Below are 20,722 nucleotides of genomic sequence, written 5' to 3' on the forward strand. Positions count from 1 at the left end.
AGTCTAAAATCTAGGCTCTAGATTCTAACATCTTTTTTTAATGATTAATCGCTTTTAGCATTTTTGAAATTTTCATTTCTTCCTTGGAAACCGCAATGCGTCCTGAACGCGTAAATTGCATGATTCCGAACACACTGAGTTCTCTGTAGAGCAGTTCGATTTCTTCTTTGCGTCCCGATTTTTCTATGACAAAAAATTGTTTGTTTACCGTGACGATTCTGGAATTGCTGTCTTTGATGATGTTTTGAATTTGGCGTTCATCAAATAGTAAATCAGATTTCATTTTAAAAATGCAAGATTCTTGATAGATGATTTCTTCTTCAGTATGATAATACGCTTTGATGACTTCGACTTGTTTTTCTATTTGACCAATGATTTTTTTCATTTGTGTTTCGGTCAAATTCACTACAATTGTCCATTTCGACACATTTTCAATTTCTGAAACAGACGAGTTGATACTTTCAATATTGATGTGTCTTCGCTGAAAGATCGCTGAAATTCTATTCAACAATCCGATGTTATTTTCAGTATAAACTGAAACCGTAAATTGTTTGCTTGTTGTTTCCATATTACGATAATCTTATGTCTGAAACCGATGCTCCTGTTGGAATCATTGGAAATACATTATCTTCTTTTTCTACACATACTTCTAGGAAATATGCTTCTTTACTTTGCATCATTTCTTGTACCGCTTCCGCTAATTCTTCTCTTTTCGTTACACGTCTTGCGTTTAAATGGTACCCTTTTGCAATGGCAACAAAGTCTGGATTTGTCATTTCGGTAGATGCATAACGTTTGTCAAAAAACAACTGCTGCCACTGACGTACCATTCCCAAGAAATCATTGTTTAATACCACAATTTTCACAGCCGCTTTTTGCTGAAAAATGGTTCCTAATTCCTGAATCGTCATTTGATAACCACCATCGCCACATACACAAACTACTTCACGTTCTGGAGCTGCCATTTTTGCGCCAATTGCAGCTGGTAAACCAAATCCCATGGTTCCTAATCCGCCAGAAGTAATGTTGCTTTTTGTCTGATTGAAATTTGCATAACGACACGCAATCATTTGATGCTGTCCAACATCTGAAACAATAGCTGCTTCACCTTTACTTTGCGTATTGATTTCTTTCAATACTTCGCCCATCGTCAATCCTTCTTTTGTTGGATGCAAATCGTTTTTGATGACTTTTTCGTATTCAATCGTATATAAATCTTTGAATTTTTGACGCCATTCAGGATGTGAATTTTTATTGATGAATGGTAAAATAGCTTGCAGGCTTGCTTTTGCATCGCCTAAAACTGCTACATCTGTTTTTACATTTTTATCAATTTCCGCAGGATCAATTTCAAAATGGATCACTTTTGCTTGTTTAGCATATGTTGCTAAGTTTCCTGTAACACGATCATCGAAACGCATTCCGATCGCAATTAAAACATCACATTCATTCGTCAATACATTTGGCGCGTAGTTTCCGTGCATTCCCACCATTCCTACATTAAGCGGATGTTCTGTTGGAATTGCTGAAACACCTAAGATTGTCCATGCAGACGGAATTCCTGCTTTTTCAATGAATGCTTTAAATTCGAATTCTGCTTCACTCAAAATCACACCTTGTCCCCAAACTACTAAAGGCTTTTTTGCTTCATTTATCAATTCTGCGGCAGCGCTCAAAGCATTTTTATCTGTTTCTGGCACTGCTTTATAACTACGAACACCTGTACATTTCTTGTAGGCAAAGTCAAATTCTTCAAACTGTGCGTCTTTGGTAATGTCAATTAAAACAGGACCTGGACGACCGCTTTTGGCAATGTAAAATGCTTTTGCTAAGACTTCTGGAATTTCGGAAGCTTTAGTAATTTGATGATTCCATTTGGTTACAGGCGTAGAAATTCCGACAATATCTGTTTCTTGAAATGCATCACTTCCTAATAAATGTGATGCGACTTGACCTGTGATACATACCATCGGTGTAGAATCGATTTGTGCGTCGGCAATTCCTGTAATTAAATTTGTAGCTCCAGGACCTGATGTCGCAATTGCCACACCAACTTCTCCTGAGATTCTTGCGTATCCTTGAGCAGCATGTGTTGCTCCTTGCTCATGACGTGTGAGAACATGATGTATTTTGTCTTGATATTTGTATAATTCATCATATACAGGCATAATGGCTCCGCCAGGATAACCGTATAATGTTTTTACGCCCTCTGCCAACAAACATTTTACAATGGCTTCGCTACCTGAAATGCGTTCTGTTTGCGGAAGTGTTTCTTTTGGTTTTTGTATGGTTTTTGTTTCCATAATTCTATTTTTTTAAGCCGATTTATTTTTATTTATCGACATTGAGATTCCCACTCTCGTTTCGATTTCGCTCAACGTTCGCACGGGAATGATGAGTTTTAATTAAAACTCATCAGTTACGCATCCTTTGGATGCAGATGATACTGTTTTTGCATATTTGTATAATACACCGCGCTCAAATTTGAGTTCTGGTGCTTTCCATTGTTTTCTACGTTCTTGGAGTTCTTCTTCATAAACTTCCAGACGTATCGTGTTCGTTTCTGCATCAATAGTGATGATATCGCCATCTTTTACTAAGGCAATGGTTCCGCCTTCTTGTGCTTCTGGTGTAATGTGCCCGACGACAAAACCATGTGTTCCTCCCGAAAAACGTCCGTCTGTAATTAATGCGACATCTTTTCCTAAACCTGCTCCCATGATTGCAGCTGTTGGTTTGAGCATTTCAGGCATTCCTGGACCGCCTTTTGGTCCTTCATACCGAATGACGACTACATCTCCTTTTTGTACTTTTCCATCGCGAATTCCATCATTAGCTTCGTATTCTCCTTCAAACACTTTGGCTTTTCCTGTGAATGTTAATCCTTCTTTTCCTGTAATTTTTGCGACACTTCCTTCACTTGCTAGATTTCCATATAGCATACGCAAGTGTCCTGAAAGTTTTATTGGGTTTTCTATAGGTTTGATTACATCCTGACCTTCCGTTAAATCGTCAACATCTAATAAGTTTTCAGCAATCGTTTTTCCTGTTACCGTCATACAATCACCATGTAATAATCCTTTCTTTAGTAGATATTTTAATACTGCTGGAATTCCACCAACCGCGTGTACATCTTCCATTAGGTATTTTCCGCTTGGTTTTAAGTCTGCTAGAAATGGAGTTGTGTCACTTATTTTTTGAAAGTCTTCCAGGGTAAAATCAATTTGCGCTGCTCTGGCAATCGCTAAGAAATGTAATACTGCATTGGTTGATCCACCAAGAATTGTTACTAAACGTACTGCATTTTCTAATGATTTTCGCGTAATGATATCAGATGGTTTGATATCTTTTTCGAGTAATACACGAATGGCTTCTCCTGCTGCTATTGATTCTTGCTTTTTTGCATCACTCAACGCAGGGTTTGACGAATTGAACGGTAAAGTCATTCCTAGCGCTTCTATAGCAGAAGCCATTGTATTTGCCGTATACATTCCGCCACAAGCACCAGCACCTGGACATGCTTTTTCAACGATGTTTTGATATTCTGTTTCGTCCATTGTGCCAGCAACTTTGCTTCCCCATGCTTCAAAAGCTGAAACAACATCTAGTTTTTTACCATTGTGACAACCTGAATCAATGGTTCCTCCATAGACTAGAATACTTGGACGATTAAGGCGAATCATTGCCATTAATGCTCCAGGCATATTTTTGTCGCAACCTACAACCGTAATTAATCCGTCATAACTCATGGCTTGCACAACCGTTTCCATTGAATCCGCGATGATATCACGTGATGGCAACGAATAACGCATTCCTGGTGTTCCCATAGAAATTCCATCACTTACGCCAATTGTATTGAAGATTAAACCAACAACGTCTTCATTTTTGGTTCCTTGTTTGGCTAGTTTTGCCAAATCGTTTAAGTGCATGTTACATGGGTTTCCTTCGTATCCTGTACTTGCAATTCCGATGATAGGTTTATAAAAGTCTTCTTTGGTTAATCCTATGGCATGCAACATGGCTTGCGCTGCTGGTTGCGTGGGATCTTGTGTGACTGTTTTGCTGTATTTATTTAGATTGTTCATTTTTATATTGCTTCTGATAGTTTTGTTGAACGTTCACATAGTACTTCTTGCTTGTACAGCTTCATTAGTTTGTAACCCAGAGACGATTCCCACGAAAGTGGAAATACATAATCATCTAACGATTCTAGTCCAACAACTTCTGCGGCTGTTCCTGTAAAGAATGCGCTGTCTGCTTGTTTTAATTCGTCTAGCGTAAAGTGTTTTTCTTCTACAGAGAAACTTTCTTCTTTGCAGATTTCAAGAATTGTGGAACGTGTAATTCCTGCCATAATGTGTCCGCGTTTTGGTGTGTAGAGTTTGCCATCTTTTTGCATGAATATATTTGCGCCCGAACATTCAGCCACATTTCCATTCATATCTAATAATAATGCTTCATCATACCCAGCATTTTTCGCTTCGTTTGTAGATAGTATGGAATTGGTATAGTGTCCTGTTACTTTTGCTTCTACAAAGCATGATTTTGGATTTGGTCTTTGAAAACGAGATGTTTTTACTTTTAGGAGTTTGTCTCCCATATATTTTCCCCATTCCCAACATTGAATCGTTAAAAGAGATTCTTCAGACGTAAGTAAGCTCATGTTTGCTCCTGTGGTAAGTAATGGACGAATGTATGCGTCTTGCAAGTTGTTTTTTTCTAGTAATTTGTATGTGATATCTATTAATTCTTCAATGGAATAGTTGAACGGAATTCCCATGACTTCAGCGCCATATTTTAAGCGTTTGTAATGTGCTTCGGCTTTGAAGATTTTTGCTCCAAATTTTGTTTTGTAAGCTCTGATACCTTCAAATACACCATTTCCGTAGTGTAATGCCTGACTATACATGTTTCCTGAAGCTTTTTCAGGATGTATGTATGCTCCGTTGTGATAAATGATACTGTCTTCTTTGTAATACATGGTTACGGTAATTATAATTCGAAATTAATTTTATTGTTCTTTTTTGCTCGTTCGGTTTTATTTATTTCCCTAAAATCAATTGTTAATTTTTATATTTAATTTATTGTTTTTCAGTTATTTACATTTCATCAAATACAACACTCAACGTGTGATATTTTTGCTTGTAATACTGCTCCTTGTGTTCGATTTCGTAAACTTTTAAATGATCCCAATTTTCAGCGGAATTAGTTCTGTTTACATTTTTGTGTGCGCCCTTCTGGTTTCACAAAACTGAACTTCACTAAAAAAGCCTGTATCACGGTTGATACAGGCTTTTTATTTTTATATAGCAAATCGTATCAACTCAGGTGGAGTTCATAATAATAATGACGATGCTGCTAATTATGTTTTTGTTCATTGTTTTGTATTTTATAACGTCATTCTGAACTTGATTCAGAATTTCATAAAACTGAGTTTCACTAAATAAAAAAAGCTTTCCGTTTACAGGAAAGCTTTTCAATTTATAGTTAAATTTTTATATACATTCCTTATCGTTGTGAGCGAATCACAATAATATTGACAGCAATGATATTTATAATTTGTTTGTTCATTTGTTGTTTCAAAGATTGAAAAAGTTTTTTGGGATTCCTAATTTATGGTTGAAAAATGTTGTTAGTTTTTCTGTCTTTGCAATGTATTATACTCGCGGCAAATCGTTTTCATCTTTTAATGGTAAATTAGAACTTCCCATCAAATATGTATCTACATGATGTGCTGCTTGGCGACCTTCTGAGATTGCCCAAACGATTAACGATTGCCCTCTTCGCATATCGCCAGCCGTAAAAATTCCAGATTGACTGGTTGCATAGTTTTTAGTCGTTGCTTTGATATTACTTCTGAAATCCATTTCGAGTTCAAAAGCTTCTGCCAACGTTTTTTCAGCTCCTGTAAAACCTAAAGCAAGTAATACTAAATCGCATTCCCAATGTTTTTCTGTGTTTGGAATTTCTTTGAGTTGCGGACGCTCGCCTTCTTTGAAAATCCATTCGACTTCTACCGTTTTTAAACCTGTCAAATTTCCGTTAGCATCACTTATAAATTTCTTCGTAGAAATACTAAAAAAGCGTTCTACACCTTCTTGATGTGAGGAAGTTTCTTTGAGTTTCATTGGCCAATACGGCCACGGTTGATGCGCTGGCCTTCCAACAGTTGGTTTATTTAGTATTTCAAAGTTTGTTACTGATTTTGCTCCATGACGATTGCTCGTTCCAATACAATCTGAACCTGTATCGCCACCACCAATGACGATTACTTTTTTGTCTTTCGCAGAGATAATTTTATCAAAATCTATCAAACCGTCTACGTATTGATTGTTTTGTTTTAGGAAATCCATTGCTTGGTATACACCTTTTGCATTTACGCCATCAATAGGAATACTTCTTTTTACCGTTGCTCCACCACAGAGTAGAATGGCATCATAGTTTTCTTTGAGTTGACTAGCTTCTATATTTACACCAACATGCGCATTTGTTTTGAATATAATTCCTTCTTCTTCTAATATTTTCAAACGTCGATCAATGATCTGTTTTTCCATTTTAAAATCTGGAATTCCGTAGCGCAATAAACCACCTACTTTTCCATCACGTTCAAAAACAGTTACTTCATGACCAGCGCGATTGAGTTGTTGTGCAGCTGCTAAACCTGCAGGTCCTGAGCCAATGATTGCGACTGATTTTCCAGTTCGTATTTTTGGCGGTTTTGCAACAATCCAACCTTCCGCAAAAGCAGTTTCCACAATATTTTTTTCAATATTTTCTATACTTACAGGATCTTCATTGATTCCTAATACACAGGCTTCTTCACACGGAGCTGGACATAAACGACCTGTGAATTCAGGGAAATTATTGGTTTTATGAAGAATTTCTGCTGCTTCTTTCCATTTTCCACGGTAGACCTTGTCATTGAAATCTGGAATTAGATTCCCGAGTGGACAACCACTATGGCAAAACGGAATGCCACAATCCATACAACGCGCGCCTTGTTCTTCTAGTCTTGATTTTTGTAATGCAATTGTAAACTCTTTATAGTCTTTGATACGTTCTGACGGAACTTGATATGCTTCATCTTGACGTTTATATTCTAAAAATCCTGTTATTTTTCCCATGTTTTACGCTGTTTGAAGTTGTTCTTGTTCTAATCGTACTAATGCCTTTCTATATTCTTCTGGTAATACTTTTATGAATTTTGAAAGATAGTCTTCCCAATTGTCTACTATTCGTTTTGCCAACGGGCTCGATGTTGCTTGGTAATGATTTTGTATGAGTTGTTTTAATTGTATTTTATCTTCTTCCAATTCTACGGCATCAATATTTAAACTATCTGAATTACAGTGTCTAAAAAAAGTATCGTCTTCAGCTAAAACATAAGCAATTCCGCCACTCATTCCTGCACCAAATTACGACCTACTTTTCCAAGAATTACTGCAATTCCACCAGTCATATATTCACATCCATGATCACCAATTCCTTCTACAACCGCTTTTGCTCCTGAGTTTCGCACACAGAAACGTTCGCCCGCTTTTCCGTTGATATATACTTCACCCGAAGTTGCTCCATATAAAGTTACATTTCCAGTAATAACATTTTCTTCTGGAATGATTGTCGATGCTGAGGGAACTTTAATAATTAGTTTTCCTCCTGACAATCCTTTACCTAAATAATCGTTGGTATTTCCATGAACTGTCATTCGAATTCCCTTCGTAGCAAACGCACCAAAACTTTGTCCCGCAGCTCCGTTAAAATCTATGTTGATTGTATCTTCTGGCAAACCTTCTGCACCATATATTTTTGAGATTTCATTGCTCACAATTGCGCCAACTGCTCTATCAATATTTGTGATTTCTAATTTTAAATCAGTTCGCTGTCTTCTAAATAAAGCTTGATGTGCTTGCTTGATGATACTGAAATCTAAATGTGTTTCCAGTTGATGATCCTGTGCTTCTGTATTGTAGAGTTTTGCATCGTCTGAAACTTCTACTTTGTGTAAAATTGGCGTTAAGTCAATTCCTGAAGCTTTGTAATGTTCAATGGCTTTGTTTCTGTTAAGTTTTTGTACTTGACCAACCATTTCGTTTACAGTTTTGAATCCAAGTTTTGCCATAATTTCTCGTAGTTCTTGTGCTACGAAGTACATATAGTTGACGACATGTTCTGGCTTTCCTTTGAATTTTTTTCGCAGTTCAGGATTTTGTGTTGCAATTCCAACCGGACATGTATTTAAGTGACATACACGCATCATTATACAACCTGAAGCTACTAATGGTGCTGTTGCAAAACCAAATTCTTCTGCGCCTAATAAACAGGCAATTGCAACATCACGACCTGTTTTTAATTGTCCATCACATTCTAAGACAACACGATTTCGCAAATCGTTCATCACTAAAGTTTGTTGTGCTTCTGCAATTCCTAATTCCCACGGCAATCCTGCATGTTTTAGCGAAGTTAGTGGAGACGCACCTGTTCCTCCATCAAAACCAGAAATTAAGATTACATCTGCTTTGGCTTTGGCAACTCCAGCCGCGACAGTTCCAACACCAACTTCTGATACTAGTTTTACATTGATTCGTGCTTCCCTGTTAGCTGATTTCACATCATAAATTAGTTGTGATAAATCTTCAATGGAATAAATATCGTGATGTGGCGGTGGCGAAATGAGTCCTACATATGGTGTTGAGTTTCGTGTTTTCGCTATTTGCGGATTTACTTTTGGACCTGGCAATTGTCCGCCTTCTCCAGGTTTTGCGCCTTGAGCAATTTTGATTTGAATTTCGTTGGCACTTGTCAAGTAGTTTGAAGTTACTCCAAAACGCCCAGAAGCGACTTGTTTTATGGCTGAATTTTTCCAATCGCCTTGCGAACTTTTGTAGAAACGTTCTTGATCTTCTCCACCTTCTCCAGAGTTTGATTTTCCACCAATTCTGTTCATTGCAATTGCTAAGTTTTCATGTGCTTCTTTGCTGATAGAACCGTAAGACATTGCACCAGTTTTGAAACGTTTTACAATTTCCGTCCAAGGTTCTACCTCATCTAAAGGAATTGGGTCATACTGATCGAACTCGAATAAACCTCTGATTGTCATTAAACTTTTCGATTGATTGTTGACCAATTCTGAGTATTCTTTGAAAGTAGAAGCTTTGTTGGTACGAACCGATTCTTGCAATTTTGCAACCGTCAACGGATTGAACATATGTTTTTCTTGTCCGCGTCTCCATCTGTATTCGCCACCAACTTCAATATCTGCATTGACTTCATTGAGTTGAAATGCTTTTTTATGACGCTTTACAATTTCTTGTTCTATTTCACGCAAACCAATTCCTTGGATACGTGTTGGCGTGTTTGGAAAGTATTTTTTGACTGTAGTCGAATTGATTCCGATACATTCAAATAGTTGTGATCCGCGATATGAATTTAGCGTAGAGATTCCAATTTTGTTCATCACTTTCAAAATTCCTTTTCCAACTGCTTTGTTATAGTTCTTGATCGCTGCTAAATATTCTAGTTCAGTAATATCACCGTTAAATACTTGCTTTTCTACGATTTCATTCACGATATACGGATTTACTGCACTTGCTCCAAAACCAAATAATAGGGCAAAATGATGTACTTCTCTCGGTTCAGCAGATTCAATAATCAGACTGATTTGTGAACGTTTTTTAAGTTTATGCAGCGCATGATTTAGATAGGAACATGCCAATAATGCTGGAATTGGCGCATGTTTTTCATCAACATATCTATCGGATAAAATAATAATATTTGCGCCATTACCTATTGCTTTGGATGCTTTGTGCATAAGGTTTTCTAAAGCAATTTCTAGTTCATTTAAACCACGATTCACTTCGTATAACATTGAAATAGATTCTACTTTAAAATTAGGATTACTGTCGTAGTTTCTGATTTTATCTAAATCGTGCTTTGAGATGACTGGGTTTTGAATTTTTAGTTTTTTACAATGTTCTGCGTTGATATCAAATAGATTAACATCGCTTCCTAGAGTGAGACTGATATCTGTGATTAATTCTTCGCGAACACCATCTAATGGCGGATTTGTAACTTGGGCAAATAATTGTTTAAAATAGTTATAGATGAGTTGTGGTCTTTCGGAAAGAATAGCAATTGGCGTATCGCTTCCCATGGAACCAATCGGTTCTTTTGCCAATTGCGCCATTGGACGAATGATCGTGTTTATATCTTCTTGCGTATACCCAAATACAACTTCTCTTTTTTTGAGTTCAATTTCATCATATTTGATTGGTCCTTTTTTGGCTGAAATATCTCGTAAGTGTACTAAGTTTTCGTTCAACCATTTTCTATACGGATGTTTGGCTGCGATGGCTTCTTTGATTTCTTCATCATTTACAATGCGTCCTTCATTCATATTCACTAAAAACATCTTTCCTGGCTCTAAACGACCATGAAATGCTACGTTTTCTGGCTTTATATCAACCACTCCTGTTTCTGATGACATGACAACGTTTCCATGTTTTGTTACTGTATATCGCGATGGACGTAATCCGTTTCTATCTAAAACGGCTCCGATATAATTGCCATCTGTAAACGGAATAGAAGCTGGTCCGTCCCAAGGTTCCATTAAACAAGAATTGTATTCGTAAAACGCTTTTTTTGCATCTGACATGTTTGGATTTTTCTCCCAAGCTTCTGGCACTAACATCATCATCGCTTCTGGCAAGGAACGACCTGTCATGAGTAATAATTCTACGACCATATCTAAGGTTGCAGAATCTGATTTCCCTTTTAATATTGTTGGAATTATTTTTTTGATGTCATCACCAAATAAAGGACTTTTCATAATTTCTTCACGCGAGAACATTCTAGAAACATTTCCACGAAGCGTATTGATTTCTCCATTATGACAGATGTATCGAAAAGGTTGTGCCAAATCCCACGTTGGAAATGTATTGGTTGAAAAACGTTGATGCACTAATGCTAAACGCGTGTTTAAATCGGCATCAAATAAATCTAGATAGTATTCATTAATATGCTCAGGCTTCAATAGACCTTTAAATATGATGATTTTTGTTGACAGACTAGGCACATAAAAAAACTTTGATTCTGATAGTTTGGAATCGTATATAATATGTTCTGTGATTTTACGAGCTGCGAATAATTTGAGTTTGAAATCTTCATCGGATTGTTTTTTATTAGATTTCCCGATAAATAATTGCTTTACAAAAGGCTCTGTTTCTTTAGCAATTTCTCCTAAGACCTCACTATTTACAGGAACATTTCGCCAACCAATCAATTGCAGTCCTTGATTTTTTATTTCAGTCTCAAATACATCAATACAATAGTTTCGTTGATTTTCTTTTTGAGGAAGAAATACATTACTTACTGCGTATTCTCCAGTATTTGGCAATGTAAAGTCACAAGACTTTTCAAAGAATTTATGCGGAATATCTATTAAAATACCAGCACCATCTCCAGTAACACCATCTGCACTTACTGCACCACGATGTTCTAGTTTTACTAAAATTTCAAGTGCTTTATGAATGATATCATTGGAACGTTTTCCTGTTAAACTGCATATAAATCCTGCGCCGCAATTATCGTGTTCAAATTCTGGCAAATAGAGTCCTTGTTTCTTTAACATTATCAACTAATTTTAGGGGTTTTTTACACCTTATTTAATATCTAATATAGAATCAAGAATTTTATAATAAAAAAAGGAGAATCACTTTTCCTAAATCTGTAATTAAAGTCTTTTTAAATGAAGAATTAGTGATTTTTAGCACGTATTTTATAAAAATCACAATAGGAATTGCAACTCTTATCAAAAAAACCTCAAAGCATATGGTTTTGAGGGTTTTATTTTGATTTGACTTCACTAAGTCTTAGTACAAGTCGTTCTGAATACGATATTGAATTATTCTTTAATGAATTTTTTAACTTGAACAGATTCACCTGATTGGATTTCTAAAAAGTAAATTCCTTGTGATAAATTGTTTACATCTAATTGATATTCAGGTTGTGAATTTGAAGGTTGCTCAGAACTTAATAATCGTCCATTAATATCAAAAATTAAAATAGTGTCTATAGTCTTTTCACTTGTAATTGTGAGCTTACTATTAGTAGGGTTTGGGTAAATTGAAATATTAGACAAGCTGTATTCATTTACAGATAATGGCGCTATAATTTCTGTACTTACAGTGTTTGTTATAATTGCAGGGTTAAAATCGAAAAAGATGTCTGCTTTATTGTTAAATATATCACCAATTACAGCATCATTTTTTGGTTTTATCTTGTAAGCGATATATCCATGTGAATTTGGCTCATCATTTGTGCTATCAGGTAAGTTAATATTGTTAAATATAAACTTTACCATGTTGCCGTTTGTAATTTCCACACTACCTGGATGGCTTAAACTTTCCAATTGCATGGTAGTCCAATCTAATCGATCATCTAAAACATTTTCCACATTTACAAAGATTGCACTAGCTGTTCCTGTATTTTGAAAACGAATAATGTAGTGTAAATATTCATCTGCCTCTTCAAGGAAAATTTCTTCACCTTCTAATACTCTAATATCATTTGGATCATAAGAACCAATTACTGTTTGATTTAATGTAAATATATTATTGTTTGGTGTATCATCTCCTGTTGTAGGGTTTACTGTAACTGTGGAGACTAAAACATCATCAATATTAGTTGTTGGTGGAGGAAATACGTTGAACTCTAAATCAATTGTTCTCGTTTCAAAAGGATTTAAATTTATATAATCAAAAGTAAGTGTATTGGCAGTTTGCGAACTTACTGCTTCACTTGCGTTTAGGAAATTTAATTTAGAACCATCAAACTCAAAAGTGACATTACCACTTAATTGTGTTGTTCCTACGTTTTTATATACTATTTGATATGTAGTATCAAATCCTGGCCTTGGATCATTTAAAGAAGGATAAACTGCTACACTTAAATCATTTATACTTTGTGTTGGAATTAAGCAAAAATCACTAGTATCTGTATTTCCTGGCCCTGTAAAACTTGTGGTATGTGATACTGGATTAGATGTGTAATTAGGAAATTGTTGTAGTGTAGTTGTAAAGTCACCTGTATTGGTGTAGATTTCATAATTTCCATCTTCACTAGTGAATGTAGAAAAACTATAAGTACCATTGCTTGTACTTACCATTACGTTTGGTAAAACTGCATCATTAGCATCGCATCCGTCAGAATTTAGATCTAGTCTCACTAGACCATTTATACTATTTTCTAAATTACCAATATTTTTATGCCAACCAATTTTTTGATTATTGTCCGTATAAAGTATGTCCATATCTCCATCTCCGTCAATATCATTCACATCAATATTTATATAGTTAACATTATTTACGATTATTTGTTCTGGACCAAAAGTTCCTAACCCATCAGTGTTTTCATACCAAACCATTTTATTATTTGAACTTAAGTCTGAAAACGAAAGAACATCCATATCTCCATCATTATCTAAATCAACAACTTTAAGGTAATAACTTTCCGTTTGAGCTGTTACAACATGTTCCGCATTAAAATTACCTAAACCATCTGTATTTTCAGACCAAATGATACCATCAATACTACTAGAATTAGTAGAGATTATATCCATGTCTCCATCTCCATCTATATCTTCAATATCACCTGCAGAAGAATTATAAATGTATGAACTTGGTATATAACCACCAAGGTCAAAGTTTCCTTGCCCATCTACGTTTTCACGCCATTGGAAAGCGTTACAACAGTAAGATTCATAAACAACATCTAAATCTCCGTCACCATCAATATCTGATACTCTAATATTTCCTATTCCATCATAGCTACTAACAATACCTTGTGGAGATCCAAAAACTCCTGAACCGTTTATATTTTCTATCCATAGAACAGCATTGCCGATAGACTCTACATTCCCCTGACCATTATATTCAGGATATTCATAAACATACATAATGTCCATATAATTGTCATTATTTATATCAAAAACTTGAAGCCTAGTCAGAGCAGTAGTACTAGAAGGACTCACTATTAGCTGTTTAGCTCCAAAATTGCCTAAGCCATTTGTGTTCTCAAACCAAGATATCCCAGATGACTGATGAACAACTATGTCCAAATCACCATCTAAATCTAAATCTAGAGTTTGTAAATCATATATGTCTTCACTATCCGTTAGAATAACGCTTTGCGTTCCAAAATCTCCATTTCCATTTGTATTTTCATGCCAATAAATAACATTATCTAATTTGTAAAGTAAATCCAAATCACCATCACCATCAAAATCAACAGTATCAATAGCATAGTTATTTCCAGTATTGGTAGCGTCTAAAATTACATTTTCTTGAAATCCAACTTGTCCAAATGAAAATTGAATTATAAATAGCAATAGAAGAATTATATAGTTTTTTTTCACGTTTTTATAGATTTTATTTTTCAAGTTAATGAAAAAAATCAACCATTTCTTCTTACACGAGATTTTTTCTGCCTATTAGTTTTTAAAATCAGTATTGGTTTTCTTAAAAAAGTAATAATTCTTAAAAAAATAAATTTCTTAATTGACATAAATACACCTCATAAATACAGATACCCTTAAAATAAAGGGGTCAAAATTCAAATATTGATAAAAATAAAATTTTAAACCCTAAAAAATACGGGGTTACAATCAATTTAAATAGGTTTGTTTCCATAATTAACTCATAAATTAAATACATTATGAAAAAAACTTTTACTTGTTTATTGATTTTTACAGCTTTTTCATTATTTGCTCAAAAAGAACCCTCAGAAGATAAATTTAGCGTTGGTCTTTCTCTCAATCACGATATGTTTTTTGGGTTTAATCCTATGATGACTTTTGCTTATGATGTTAGTGAAAAAGGAGCTTTAACCGCGTATGGTATTCAATGGGGCGCTGGTACAGGAAGCGCTTGGGGACAATGGACTGAATTTGGACTAGGTTACAATTTTACTGCTGGTGATTTTGACATCAATCCACAATTAGGGTTTACTTTTGGTAGTTTACTTTCTAGTGGCGCAACACAGGAAGGAGTTATTGGAGATGGTATCGTCCCAAATCTAACTGTCAACTATAATTCAGAAAAGTTTGAAGGACAACTTTACTTTGGCTACTATGCGTCTCTTAGTGATAACACTTCAGCAGGACAAAATACAACCAATTATATTCATTACTGGGCTAATTTTGGCTACAAGGCAACATCTTTCTTTTCATTTGGTGCTCACTTAGAGCAACTAAACTTTACTGGCGGTAGCGTGAACGGTGGAGGAGATTTAGACAGTAATGATGTATATATCGGCTTAGGTCCTTATGTACAATTTACAAAAGGTGATGCAGGTCTGCGTCTTTCATTTGGTGGAAATCTTGCAGATGAAGATGATGGAGCTGTAGCGGATGACTTCTATAAATTATCCTTCTTTGTCAGTTTATAAATTAATTTAAAAAACAGCTTAAAAGTATCTTAATATCAGATTAAGATACTTTTAAGCCATTTCATGATAAAAAATTCATATGAAAAAAGTAGAAGCTATTATTAGAAAATCAAAATTCTCTGCTGTTAAAAGAGCACTACATGATGTCGGTGTAAACTTTTTCTCGTATTGGGATGTTACTGGTCTTGGAAATGAAAAAGAAGGACATGTATATAGAGGTGTTTCTTATAGCACAAGTGATATACAAAGACGCTATTTATCTATTGTAGTAAATGATGATTTTGAAGAAGTAACTATTAATGCCATTATAGAATCTGCTGCTACTGGAGCTGTTGGTGATGGAAAAATATTTGTTTCAGACATCAAAGAAGTCTATAGAATACGAACTGGAGAAAAGGGAGGACAAACTTTAAGATAAAAGATGGAATTACTTACTATAAACAATGTATGGATGATGATCTGTACAGCACTTGTTTTCTTTATGCACTTAGGTTTTGCATTTTTAGAAATCGGATTAACTCGACAAAAAAATACTATAAACATATTATTCAAAAATATGTTTATTATCACAGTTGGACTGTTACTATATTTCCTTGTCGGATTTAATTTAATGTATCCTGGCTTTGAAGAAGGAGCCACTGGCATCTTTGGTTTTGCTGGATTTGGTTTAGATGCACCACTTGTTGAAGGCGCTTTAGATTTAGGATACAATGAAGGATATACGTATTGGACAGATTTCTTATTCCAAGGAATGTTTGCCGCAACCGCTGCAACTATTGTTTCTGGAGCTGTTGCTGAACGTATGAAAATAGGACCTTTCATGATTTTTACAGTTTTATATATTGGCTTAGTATATCCTATTGCAGGTTCCTGGAAATGGGGAGAAGGATTTTTACACACTATGGATACTCCTTTTTATGATTTTGCTGGTTCTACATTGGTACACTCCGTAGGCGGTTGGGCAGCACTAGTTGCAGTTTGCTTGTTGGGTGCAAGAATTGGAAAATTTAAAGACGGAAAAATACAAGCAATCCGCGGTCATAATATTCCATTAGCTACTGCTGGAGTTATCATTCTTTGGTTAGGATGGTTTGGCTTTAATGGTGGTTCTGTTTTATCGGCAGATCCTGCGGGAACTTCTTTAACATTAGTTACCACTTGTTTGGCTGCCGCTTCAGGCGGAATAATCGCTGCTTTTGTATCTATGCTTAAATTCAAAAACTTAGATTTAACCATGTTTTTAAATGGCATTTTGGGAGGATTGGTAGGAATCACAGCTGGAGCTGATCAAATGAGTCCAACTGATGCAATTGTTATTGGAGCGGTTGCAGGCGCTATTATTGTGTTCGCGGTTTCACTCATTGATAGATTAAAATTAGATGACCCTGTAGGAGCCATCGCAGTACATTTAGTATGTGGTATTTGGGGAACATTAGCTGTTGGTATTTTTGGAGCGCTTGCGAGTATGCAACAATTCTTAAGTCAGTTAATAGGAGTTGCTGCTTATGCAGGGATATGTATTGTATCTTCATACATCATCATATTTACTCTGAAAAAGACAATGGGAATACGAGTATCAGAACGAGAAGAATTAGAAGGTTTAGACGCTCATGAACATGGAATGGATGCATATCCTGACTTTAGACTGAATGAACATTAATTCTAGTTCTACTATGATGATATGATCAATATTTTTGTATGGCATTAAATTTGTATTTTTAAACCTGAATACAATCTTAAATCCTATGAAAAAAATTACGTATCTGCTCGTTTTATTCTTGTTTTGCTCCATTACTACAAATGCACAAGCTTGGAAACAATTACGTGGTGGCGGAAAAGGAAAAGCTATTTTTAATGATAATGGAACCGTTTGGGTGATTGGTATGGGAAATAGCGTTTTTTCATATAATGGGCGTTTATGGAAAGAATATCCTGGTGGAGGAAAAGCTTTAGATATTACAGTACATAACGGCACACCTTACATTATAGGATTGAATAACGGAATCTGGAAAGGAACAGGTGCTGGTTGGGTTCCAATGCCTGGAAATGGACTTGGAAAAAAGATTTATAGTGATAATGGACAATTATGGCTGATAGGTCTAAATAATAACATATTTTCCTTTGATGGACGTAACTGGAATTTATATCCAGGCTATGGAAAAGCCGTTGATATAGCTGCACATCGTGGTATTCCTTATATTATTGCAGAAGATGGAAGTATTTGGAGAGGAAACGGCATGGGTTGGATACAACTTCGCGGAAGAGGCATTGGACAAAAGATTGCTTGTGATCGTGATGGAACTGTTTGGGTGATTGGAATTAATAATGGAATTTTTCGCTACCAACGAAGTCGTTGGATTGAATATGGCGGCGGCGGAAAAGCTTTAGATCTCGCTGTTTACAGGGGAATTCCGTATGTTATAGGACTTCAGCATTCTATTTGGAAAGGATAATATATACAACATAAAAAATAGGCTATCTAAAAAATCTAGATAGCCTATTTATATTTTTACAGTCAATTTTACATCCAAGCATTTACAATTCCGCCCATAATAGCAAAAGTCACTATCCAATAACCAACGTTAATCAGCATATATTTGAATGATTTTTGCTCAAATAAAGCATTGGTTACTAGCACTGGCATTGCGATAAATAATGCGCATGAAATTCCGTGTACAACTCCATGTCCAAAAGTGTGATATTTTGAAACATCCATTCCATGCAATTCATCTGGCGGCATTCCTCCTGTAATTACCGAGTTGGCATAAATAAAGAATACAGCAAAAAAAGCTAAGATGACGCTGAGTCCAAATCGAAGTGGCATGCTTCCTTGTTTTGCTTTCTCTTCAGTCATGCCAGTTTCTTTCATCCAAGCTTTCCCAAATAAAGGACCATACCACAAAAATCCTATCACAAGTGTAGACAAAGCTGCTACGACAAGTGCTATCCAATTTACGTTTTCCATAATGTTTGATGTTAGTTAATAAAGTTTTTAGGTGTATTTAAATGTACTTCTTTTTCACTAACATTCAAACACTTACTATAAATTCTCAGGCTTTTTACCAAAACGACGTGTATCTTCTTTGGTTAATATTTTAAAGTTTTTTGTTCTTGGCAGATTGCGCAATGCTTCATTAAATCCTTCTGGCAAACCTATTAATTGACGCGTTTTTAAATCAATCCAAGCGCCCATCATTTCACAGCTTGCAAAGTTTTTTCCGTTTGTATCATAGAAATTATGAAGAAATTCAAAGAACATTCCATCTTCACTAAGTCCCGCAATCTCAAGAGAGACTTTTACAGGTTTCCCCGGAAAAGCTTCTTTAAAATAGTACATGTGTTCATAAAATACCACTGGACCAATATTATGTTTTGCCAATTCTCTTTGTGTAAAACCATTTTCAATGAGAAATCCCATACGTGTATGACTCATGAAATTTATGTATGCTGAGTTGGCTAAGTGGCGATTTGCATCTAAATCACTCCAACGAATGTCAAATTCTTTAAAATACATTATATTTATTTTTTATTTTCAAAAATAGCATGCCAGTAGTAAAAAGTCATTACAATCCACCACATATTTTTAAAAGTGGACATTTTTCCACCATTTATTCCGGTCTTTATAGAAACGTTTCTGGCGTTTATCAGAAGCGTGAACGCATTACACTAAGCGATCAAGATTTTATTGATTTAGATTGGAGTTATGCTGCATATCACCCAAATACTTCGAAGCTTATTGTGATTTTGCATGGTTTAGAAGGAAATGCGCAGCGTGCGTACGTGAAAGGAACTGCTAAGATTTTTAATCGTAATGGATATGATGCTGTTGGCATGAATTTTAGAAGTTGTAGCGGACAACCAAATCGTCTGTACAGATCATATAATGCAGGTGCTACAGAAGATTTGCGAGAAGTTATGGAACATATTTTGACAAATTATCCACAGTACTCACATATTGTGCTTAAAGGTTTTAGTTTGGGCGGAAATATGCTGTTAAAATATTTAGGCGAACCTATTCGTATTCCTAAAGAAATAAAAGCAGGAATTGCAGTATCTGTTCCATGTCAATTGAAAGGTTCTTTGTTACAAATGAATCGAGTTGAAAACTATCTGTATTCACGAATGTTTATTAAGTATTTGCAGAAAAAATTAGAGACTAAAAATGCTTCTTTCCCTAATTTGATTAAGCTTGAAGATATAAAAAAGGCAAATTCATTACTAAAGATTGATGATTTGTATTCTTCTAAAGCGCATGGATATGAAGATGCTTTCGATTATTATAAAAAGTGTTCTTCGCGACAGTTTTTACCATATATTAAGATTCCAACCTTATTGATTAATGCAAAAAATGATTCGTTTTTGTCTAAAGATTGTTTTCCTGTGGAAGAAGCCGAAAAAAATGCTAATTTCTATTTAGAGATTCCAAAATACGGTGGTCATGTTGGTTTTTTTGATGAAGACAATATTTATTACACAGAAAAGAGAGCCTTAAATTTTGCTACTTTGGCCTAAAATTGGAATTCCGCTGATGAATCCGAATTGCTTTTTGTGACAGTAATATTCCAACAGCTAGCGACATAAATGCGCCTATAGAAATTCCAGGAATGTATTCAATGATAAGAAAGAAGTCATAGATTCCGTGGAAAAAAGTAGCTAAGGCTAATCCGATGAGATTGTATTTCACTCGATTTCTTGAAAATTTGGCTTTTCCCATGTAATATCCCATAATGATTCCAAAAGTGGCATGCGCAGGAACTGCCGTAAATGCTCTATAAATGGCAACATCAATACCTCCTTGAAACGAATAGGCTAAGTTTTCTGTGACTGCAAAACCCATAGAAACCATTACAGCATACATGATTCCGTCATAAGGTTCGTCAAATTCTTTGTGTCGTTGTGCAAAATAGCGCACAAAGATATATTTACTAAATTCTTCTACTAGCGCAACAACAATAAACGCTTTGCAGAATTGAATCCACCAAATTTGACTTTCAATCTCAGGATATACTTGCGAAAAGAATAAATGTGATACAGATGCAATTAAAATACTACCTATAGCACCTAACAAAAAGCAGATGAATAAGAGGTGCCGCGGTTCTTTATCATATTTATCACTATAATAAATATAGATAATGATTAATAATGCTGGCGCAATAGATAATAATACTAAAGGCATTGGGTAGTTTTGTCAAAAATAATAAAAGCGTAGAAAAAATGAAGTATTTATGCTAGTTTAACTTGAATTAAACATAATTTTCACTTTCTACATAAAGACAAAAAA

14 protein-coding genes and 1 pseudogene are annotated in these 20,722 nt (G+C 35.2%); 5 read left to right on the top strand and 10 right to left on the bottom strand.

The annotated features are described in order from the left end of the window. Window positions 1-37: 37 nt before the first annotated feature. From ilvN to ACOQOS_RS13425, 7 genes and pseudogenes are all read right to left on the bottom strand, one after another. Window positions 38-568 (bottom strand): acetolactate synthase small subunit, encoded by a 531-nt coding sequence (ilvN, locus tag ACOQOS_RS13395; RefSeq protein WP_420570973.1) that lies wholly within the window; start codon window positions 566-568, stop codon window positions 38-40. A 1-nt stretch (window position 569) separates the two neighbouring features. Further along, window positions 570-2,303 (bottom strand): biosynthetic-type acetolactate synthase large subunit, encoded by a 1,734-nt coding sequence (gene ilvB, locus ACOQOS_RS13400; protein ID WP_420570974.1) that lies wholly within the window; start codon window positions 2,301-2,303, stop codon window positions 570-572. A gap of 102 nt (window positions 2,304-2,405) precedes the next feature. Beyond that, entirely contained in the window at window positions 2,406-4,085 is a 1,680-nt protein-coding gene (ilvD, locus tag ACOQOS_RS13405) for a dihydroxy-acid dehydratase (RefSeq protein ID WP_420570975.1), read from the bottom strand. Window positions 4,086-4,087: 2 nt separating this feature from the next. Beyond that, complete coding sequence (locus ACOQOS_RS13410; RefSeq protein ID WP_420570976.1) at window positions 4,088-4,981, bottom strand: branched-chain amino acid transaminase; 894 nt, start codon at window positions 4,979-4,981, stop codon at window positions 4,088-4,090. Window positions 4,982-5,657: 676 nt separating this feature from the next. Beyond that, window positions 5,658-7,124, bottom strand: coding sequence for a glutamate synthase subunit beta (locus tag ACOQOS_RS13415; RefSeq protein WP_420570977.1), 1,467 nt, complete (start codon window positions 7,122-7,124; stop codon window positions 5,658-5,660). A 3-nt stretch (window positions 7,125-7,127) separates the two neighbouring features. Then, window positions 7,128-11,626, bottom strand: a pseudogene (gltB, locus tag ACOQOS_RS13420) (glutamate synthase large subunit). A gap of 273 nt (window positions 11,627-11,899) precedes the next feature. Continuing rightward, a complete protein-coding gene (locus ACOQOS_RS13425) occupies window positions 11,900-14,410 on the bottom strand; it encodes a T9SS type A sorting domain-containing protein (protein ID WP_420570978.1) in 2,511 nt (836 codons plus the stop codon). Window positions 14,411-14,709: 299 nt separating this feature from the next. On the opposite strand from ACOQOS_RS13425, the gene ACOQOS_RS13430 reads away from it, so the two are divergent. The 4 genes from ACOQOS_RS13430 to ACOQOS_RS13445 all read left to right on the top strand — a co-directional run bounded on the left by ACOQOS_RS13430 (window position 14,710) and on the right by ACOQOS_RS13445 (window position 17,894). Further along, a complete protein-coding gene (locus ACOQOS_RS13430; protein ID WP_420570979.1) occupies window positions 14,710-15,441 on the top strand; it encodes a DUF6733 family protein in 732 nt (243 codons plus the stop codon). Between the two features lie 79 nt (window positions 15,442-15,520). Next, the gene (locus tag ACOQOS_RS13435) at window positions 15,521-15,859 is read left to right on the top strand and encodes a P-II family nitrogen regulator (RefSeq protein WP_420570980.1); all 339 of its coding nucleotides are present in this window, start codon (window positions 15,521-15,523) and stop codon (window positions 15,857-15,859) included. A 3-nt stretch (window positions 15,860-15,862) separates the two neighbouring features. Continuing rightward, window positions 15,863-17,101: an ammonium transporter gene (locus ACOQOS_RS13440; protein WP_420570981.1), complete on the top strand. Its 1,239-nt coding sequence runs from the start codon at window positions 15,863-15,865 to the stop codon at window positions 17,099-17,101. Window positions 17,102-17,186: 85 nt separating this feature from the next. Beyond that, window positions 17,187-17,894, top strand: a complete 708-nt coding sequence (locus ACOQOS_RS13445) for a hypothetical protein (RefSeq protein WP_420570982.1) — start codon at window positions 17,187-17,189, stop codon at window positions 17,892-17,894. A 68-nt stretch (window positions 17,895-17,962) separates the two neighbouring features. Here ACOQOS_RS13445 and ACOQOS_RS13450 read toward each other — a convergent pair whose 3' ends face one another. Both ACOQOS_RS13450 and ACOQOS_RS13455 read right to left on the bottom strand, forming a co-directional pair. Beyond that, window positions 17,963-18,406, bottom strand: a complete 444-nt coding sequence (locus tag ACOQOS_RS13450; RefSeq protein WP_420570983.1) for a DUF1761 domain-containing protein — start codon at window positions 18,404-18,406, stop codon at window positions 17,963-17,965. 75 nt (window positions 18,407-18,481) lie between these two features. Next, the gene (locus ACOQOS_RS13455) at window positions 18,482-18,955 is read right to left on the bottom strand and encodes an acyl-CoA thioesterase (protein WP_420570984.1); all 474 of its coding nucleotides are present in this window, start codon (window positions 18,953-18,955) and stop codon (window positions 18,482-18,484) included. 29 nt (window positions 18,956-18,984) lie between these two features. Here ACOQOS_RS13455 and ACOQOS_RS13460 point away from each other — a divergent pair, with 29 nt between their 5' ends. Beyond that, window positions 18,985-19,953, top strand: a complete 969-nt coding sequence (locus ACOQOS_RS13460) for a YheT family hydrolase (RefSeq protein WP_420570985.1) — start codon at window positions 18,985-18,987, stop codon at window positions 19,951-19,953. On the opposite strand, the gene ACOQOS_RS13465 is transcribed toward ACOQOS_RS13460, so the two are convergent. After that, entirely contained in the window at window positions 19,940-20,617 is a 678-nt protein-coding gene (locus ACOQOS_RS13465; protein WP_420570986.1) for a PrsW family intramembrane metalloprotease, read from the bottom strand. The two genes, ACOQOS_RS13460 and ACOQOS_RS13465, sit on opposite strands and share 14 nt — an antisense overlap. Between the last annotated feature and the right edge of the window lie 105 nt (window positions 20,618-20,722).

It is taken from the genome of Kordia sp. (assembly GCF_965224175.1).
Taxonomy (GTDB): Bacteria; Bacteroidota; Bacteroidia; order Flavobacteriales; family Flavobacteriaceae; genus Kordia.

Bases quoted from the DNA above. Each gene is read 5' to 3' on its own strand.
- ilvN (WP_420570973.1), bottom strand. From the start codon at position 568: ATGGAAACAACAAGCAAACAATTTACGGTTTCAGTTTATACTGAAAAT.
- ilvB (WP_420570974.1), bottom strand. From the start codon at position 2,303: ATGGAAACAAAAACCATACAAAAACCAAAAGAAACACTTCCGCAAACA.
- ilvD (WP_420570975.1), bottom strand. From the start codon at position 4,085: ATGAACAATCTAAATAAATACAGCAAAACAGTCACACAAGATCCCACG.
- ACOQOS_RS13410 (WP_420570976.1), bottom strand. From the start codon at position 4,981: ATGTATTACAAAGAAGACAGTATCATTTATCACAACGGAGCATACATA.
- ACOQOS_RS13415 (WP_420570977.1), bottom strand. From the start codon at position 7,124: ATGGGAAAAATAACAGGATTTTTAGAATATAAACGTCAAGATGAAGCA.
- ACOQOS_RS13430 (WP_420570979.1), top strand. From the start codon at position 14,710: ATGAAAAAAACTTTTACTTGTTTATTGATTTTTACAGCTTTTTCATTA.
- ACOQOS_RS13435 (WP_420570980.1), top strand. From the start codon at position 15,521: ATGAAAAAAGTAGAAGCTATTATTAGAAAATCAAAATTCTCTGCTGTT.
- ACOQOS_RS13440 (WP_420570981.1), top strand. From the start codon at position 15,863: ATGGAATTACTTACTATAAACAATGTATGGATGATGATCTGTACAGCA.
- ACOQOS_RS13445 (WP_420570982.1), top strand. From the start codon at position 17,187: ATGAAAAAAATTACGTATCTGCTCGTTTTATTCTTGTTTTGCTCCATT.
- ACOQOS_RS13450 (WP_420570983.1), bottom strand. From the start codon at position 18,406: ATGGAAAACGTAAATTGGATAGCACTTGTCGTAGCAGCTTTGTCTACA.
- ACOQOS_RS13455 (WP_420570984.1), bottom strand. From the start codon at position 18,955: ATGTATTTTAAAGAATTTGACATTCGTTGGAGTGATTTAGATGCAAAT.
- ACOQOS_RS13460 (WP_420570985.1), top strand. From the start codon at position 18,985: ATGCCAGTAGTAAAAAGTCATTACAATCCACCACATATTTTTAAAAGT.
- ACOQOS_RS13465 (WP_420570986.1), bottom strand. From the start codon at position 20,617: ATGCCTTTAGTATTATTATCTATTGCGCCAGCATTATTAATCATTATC.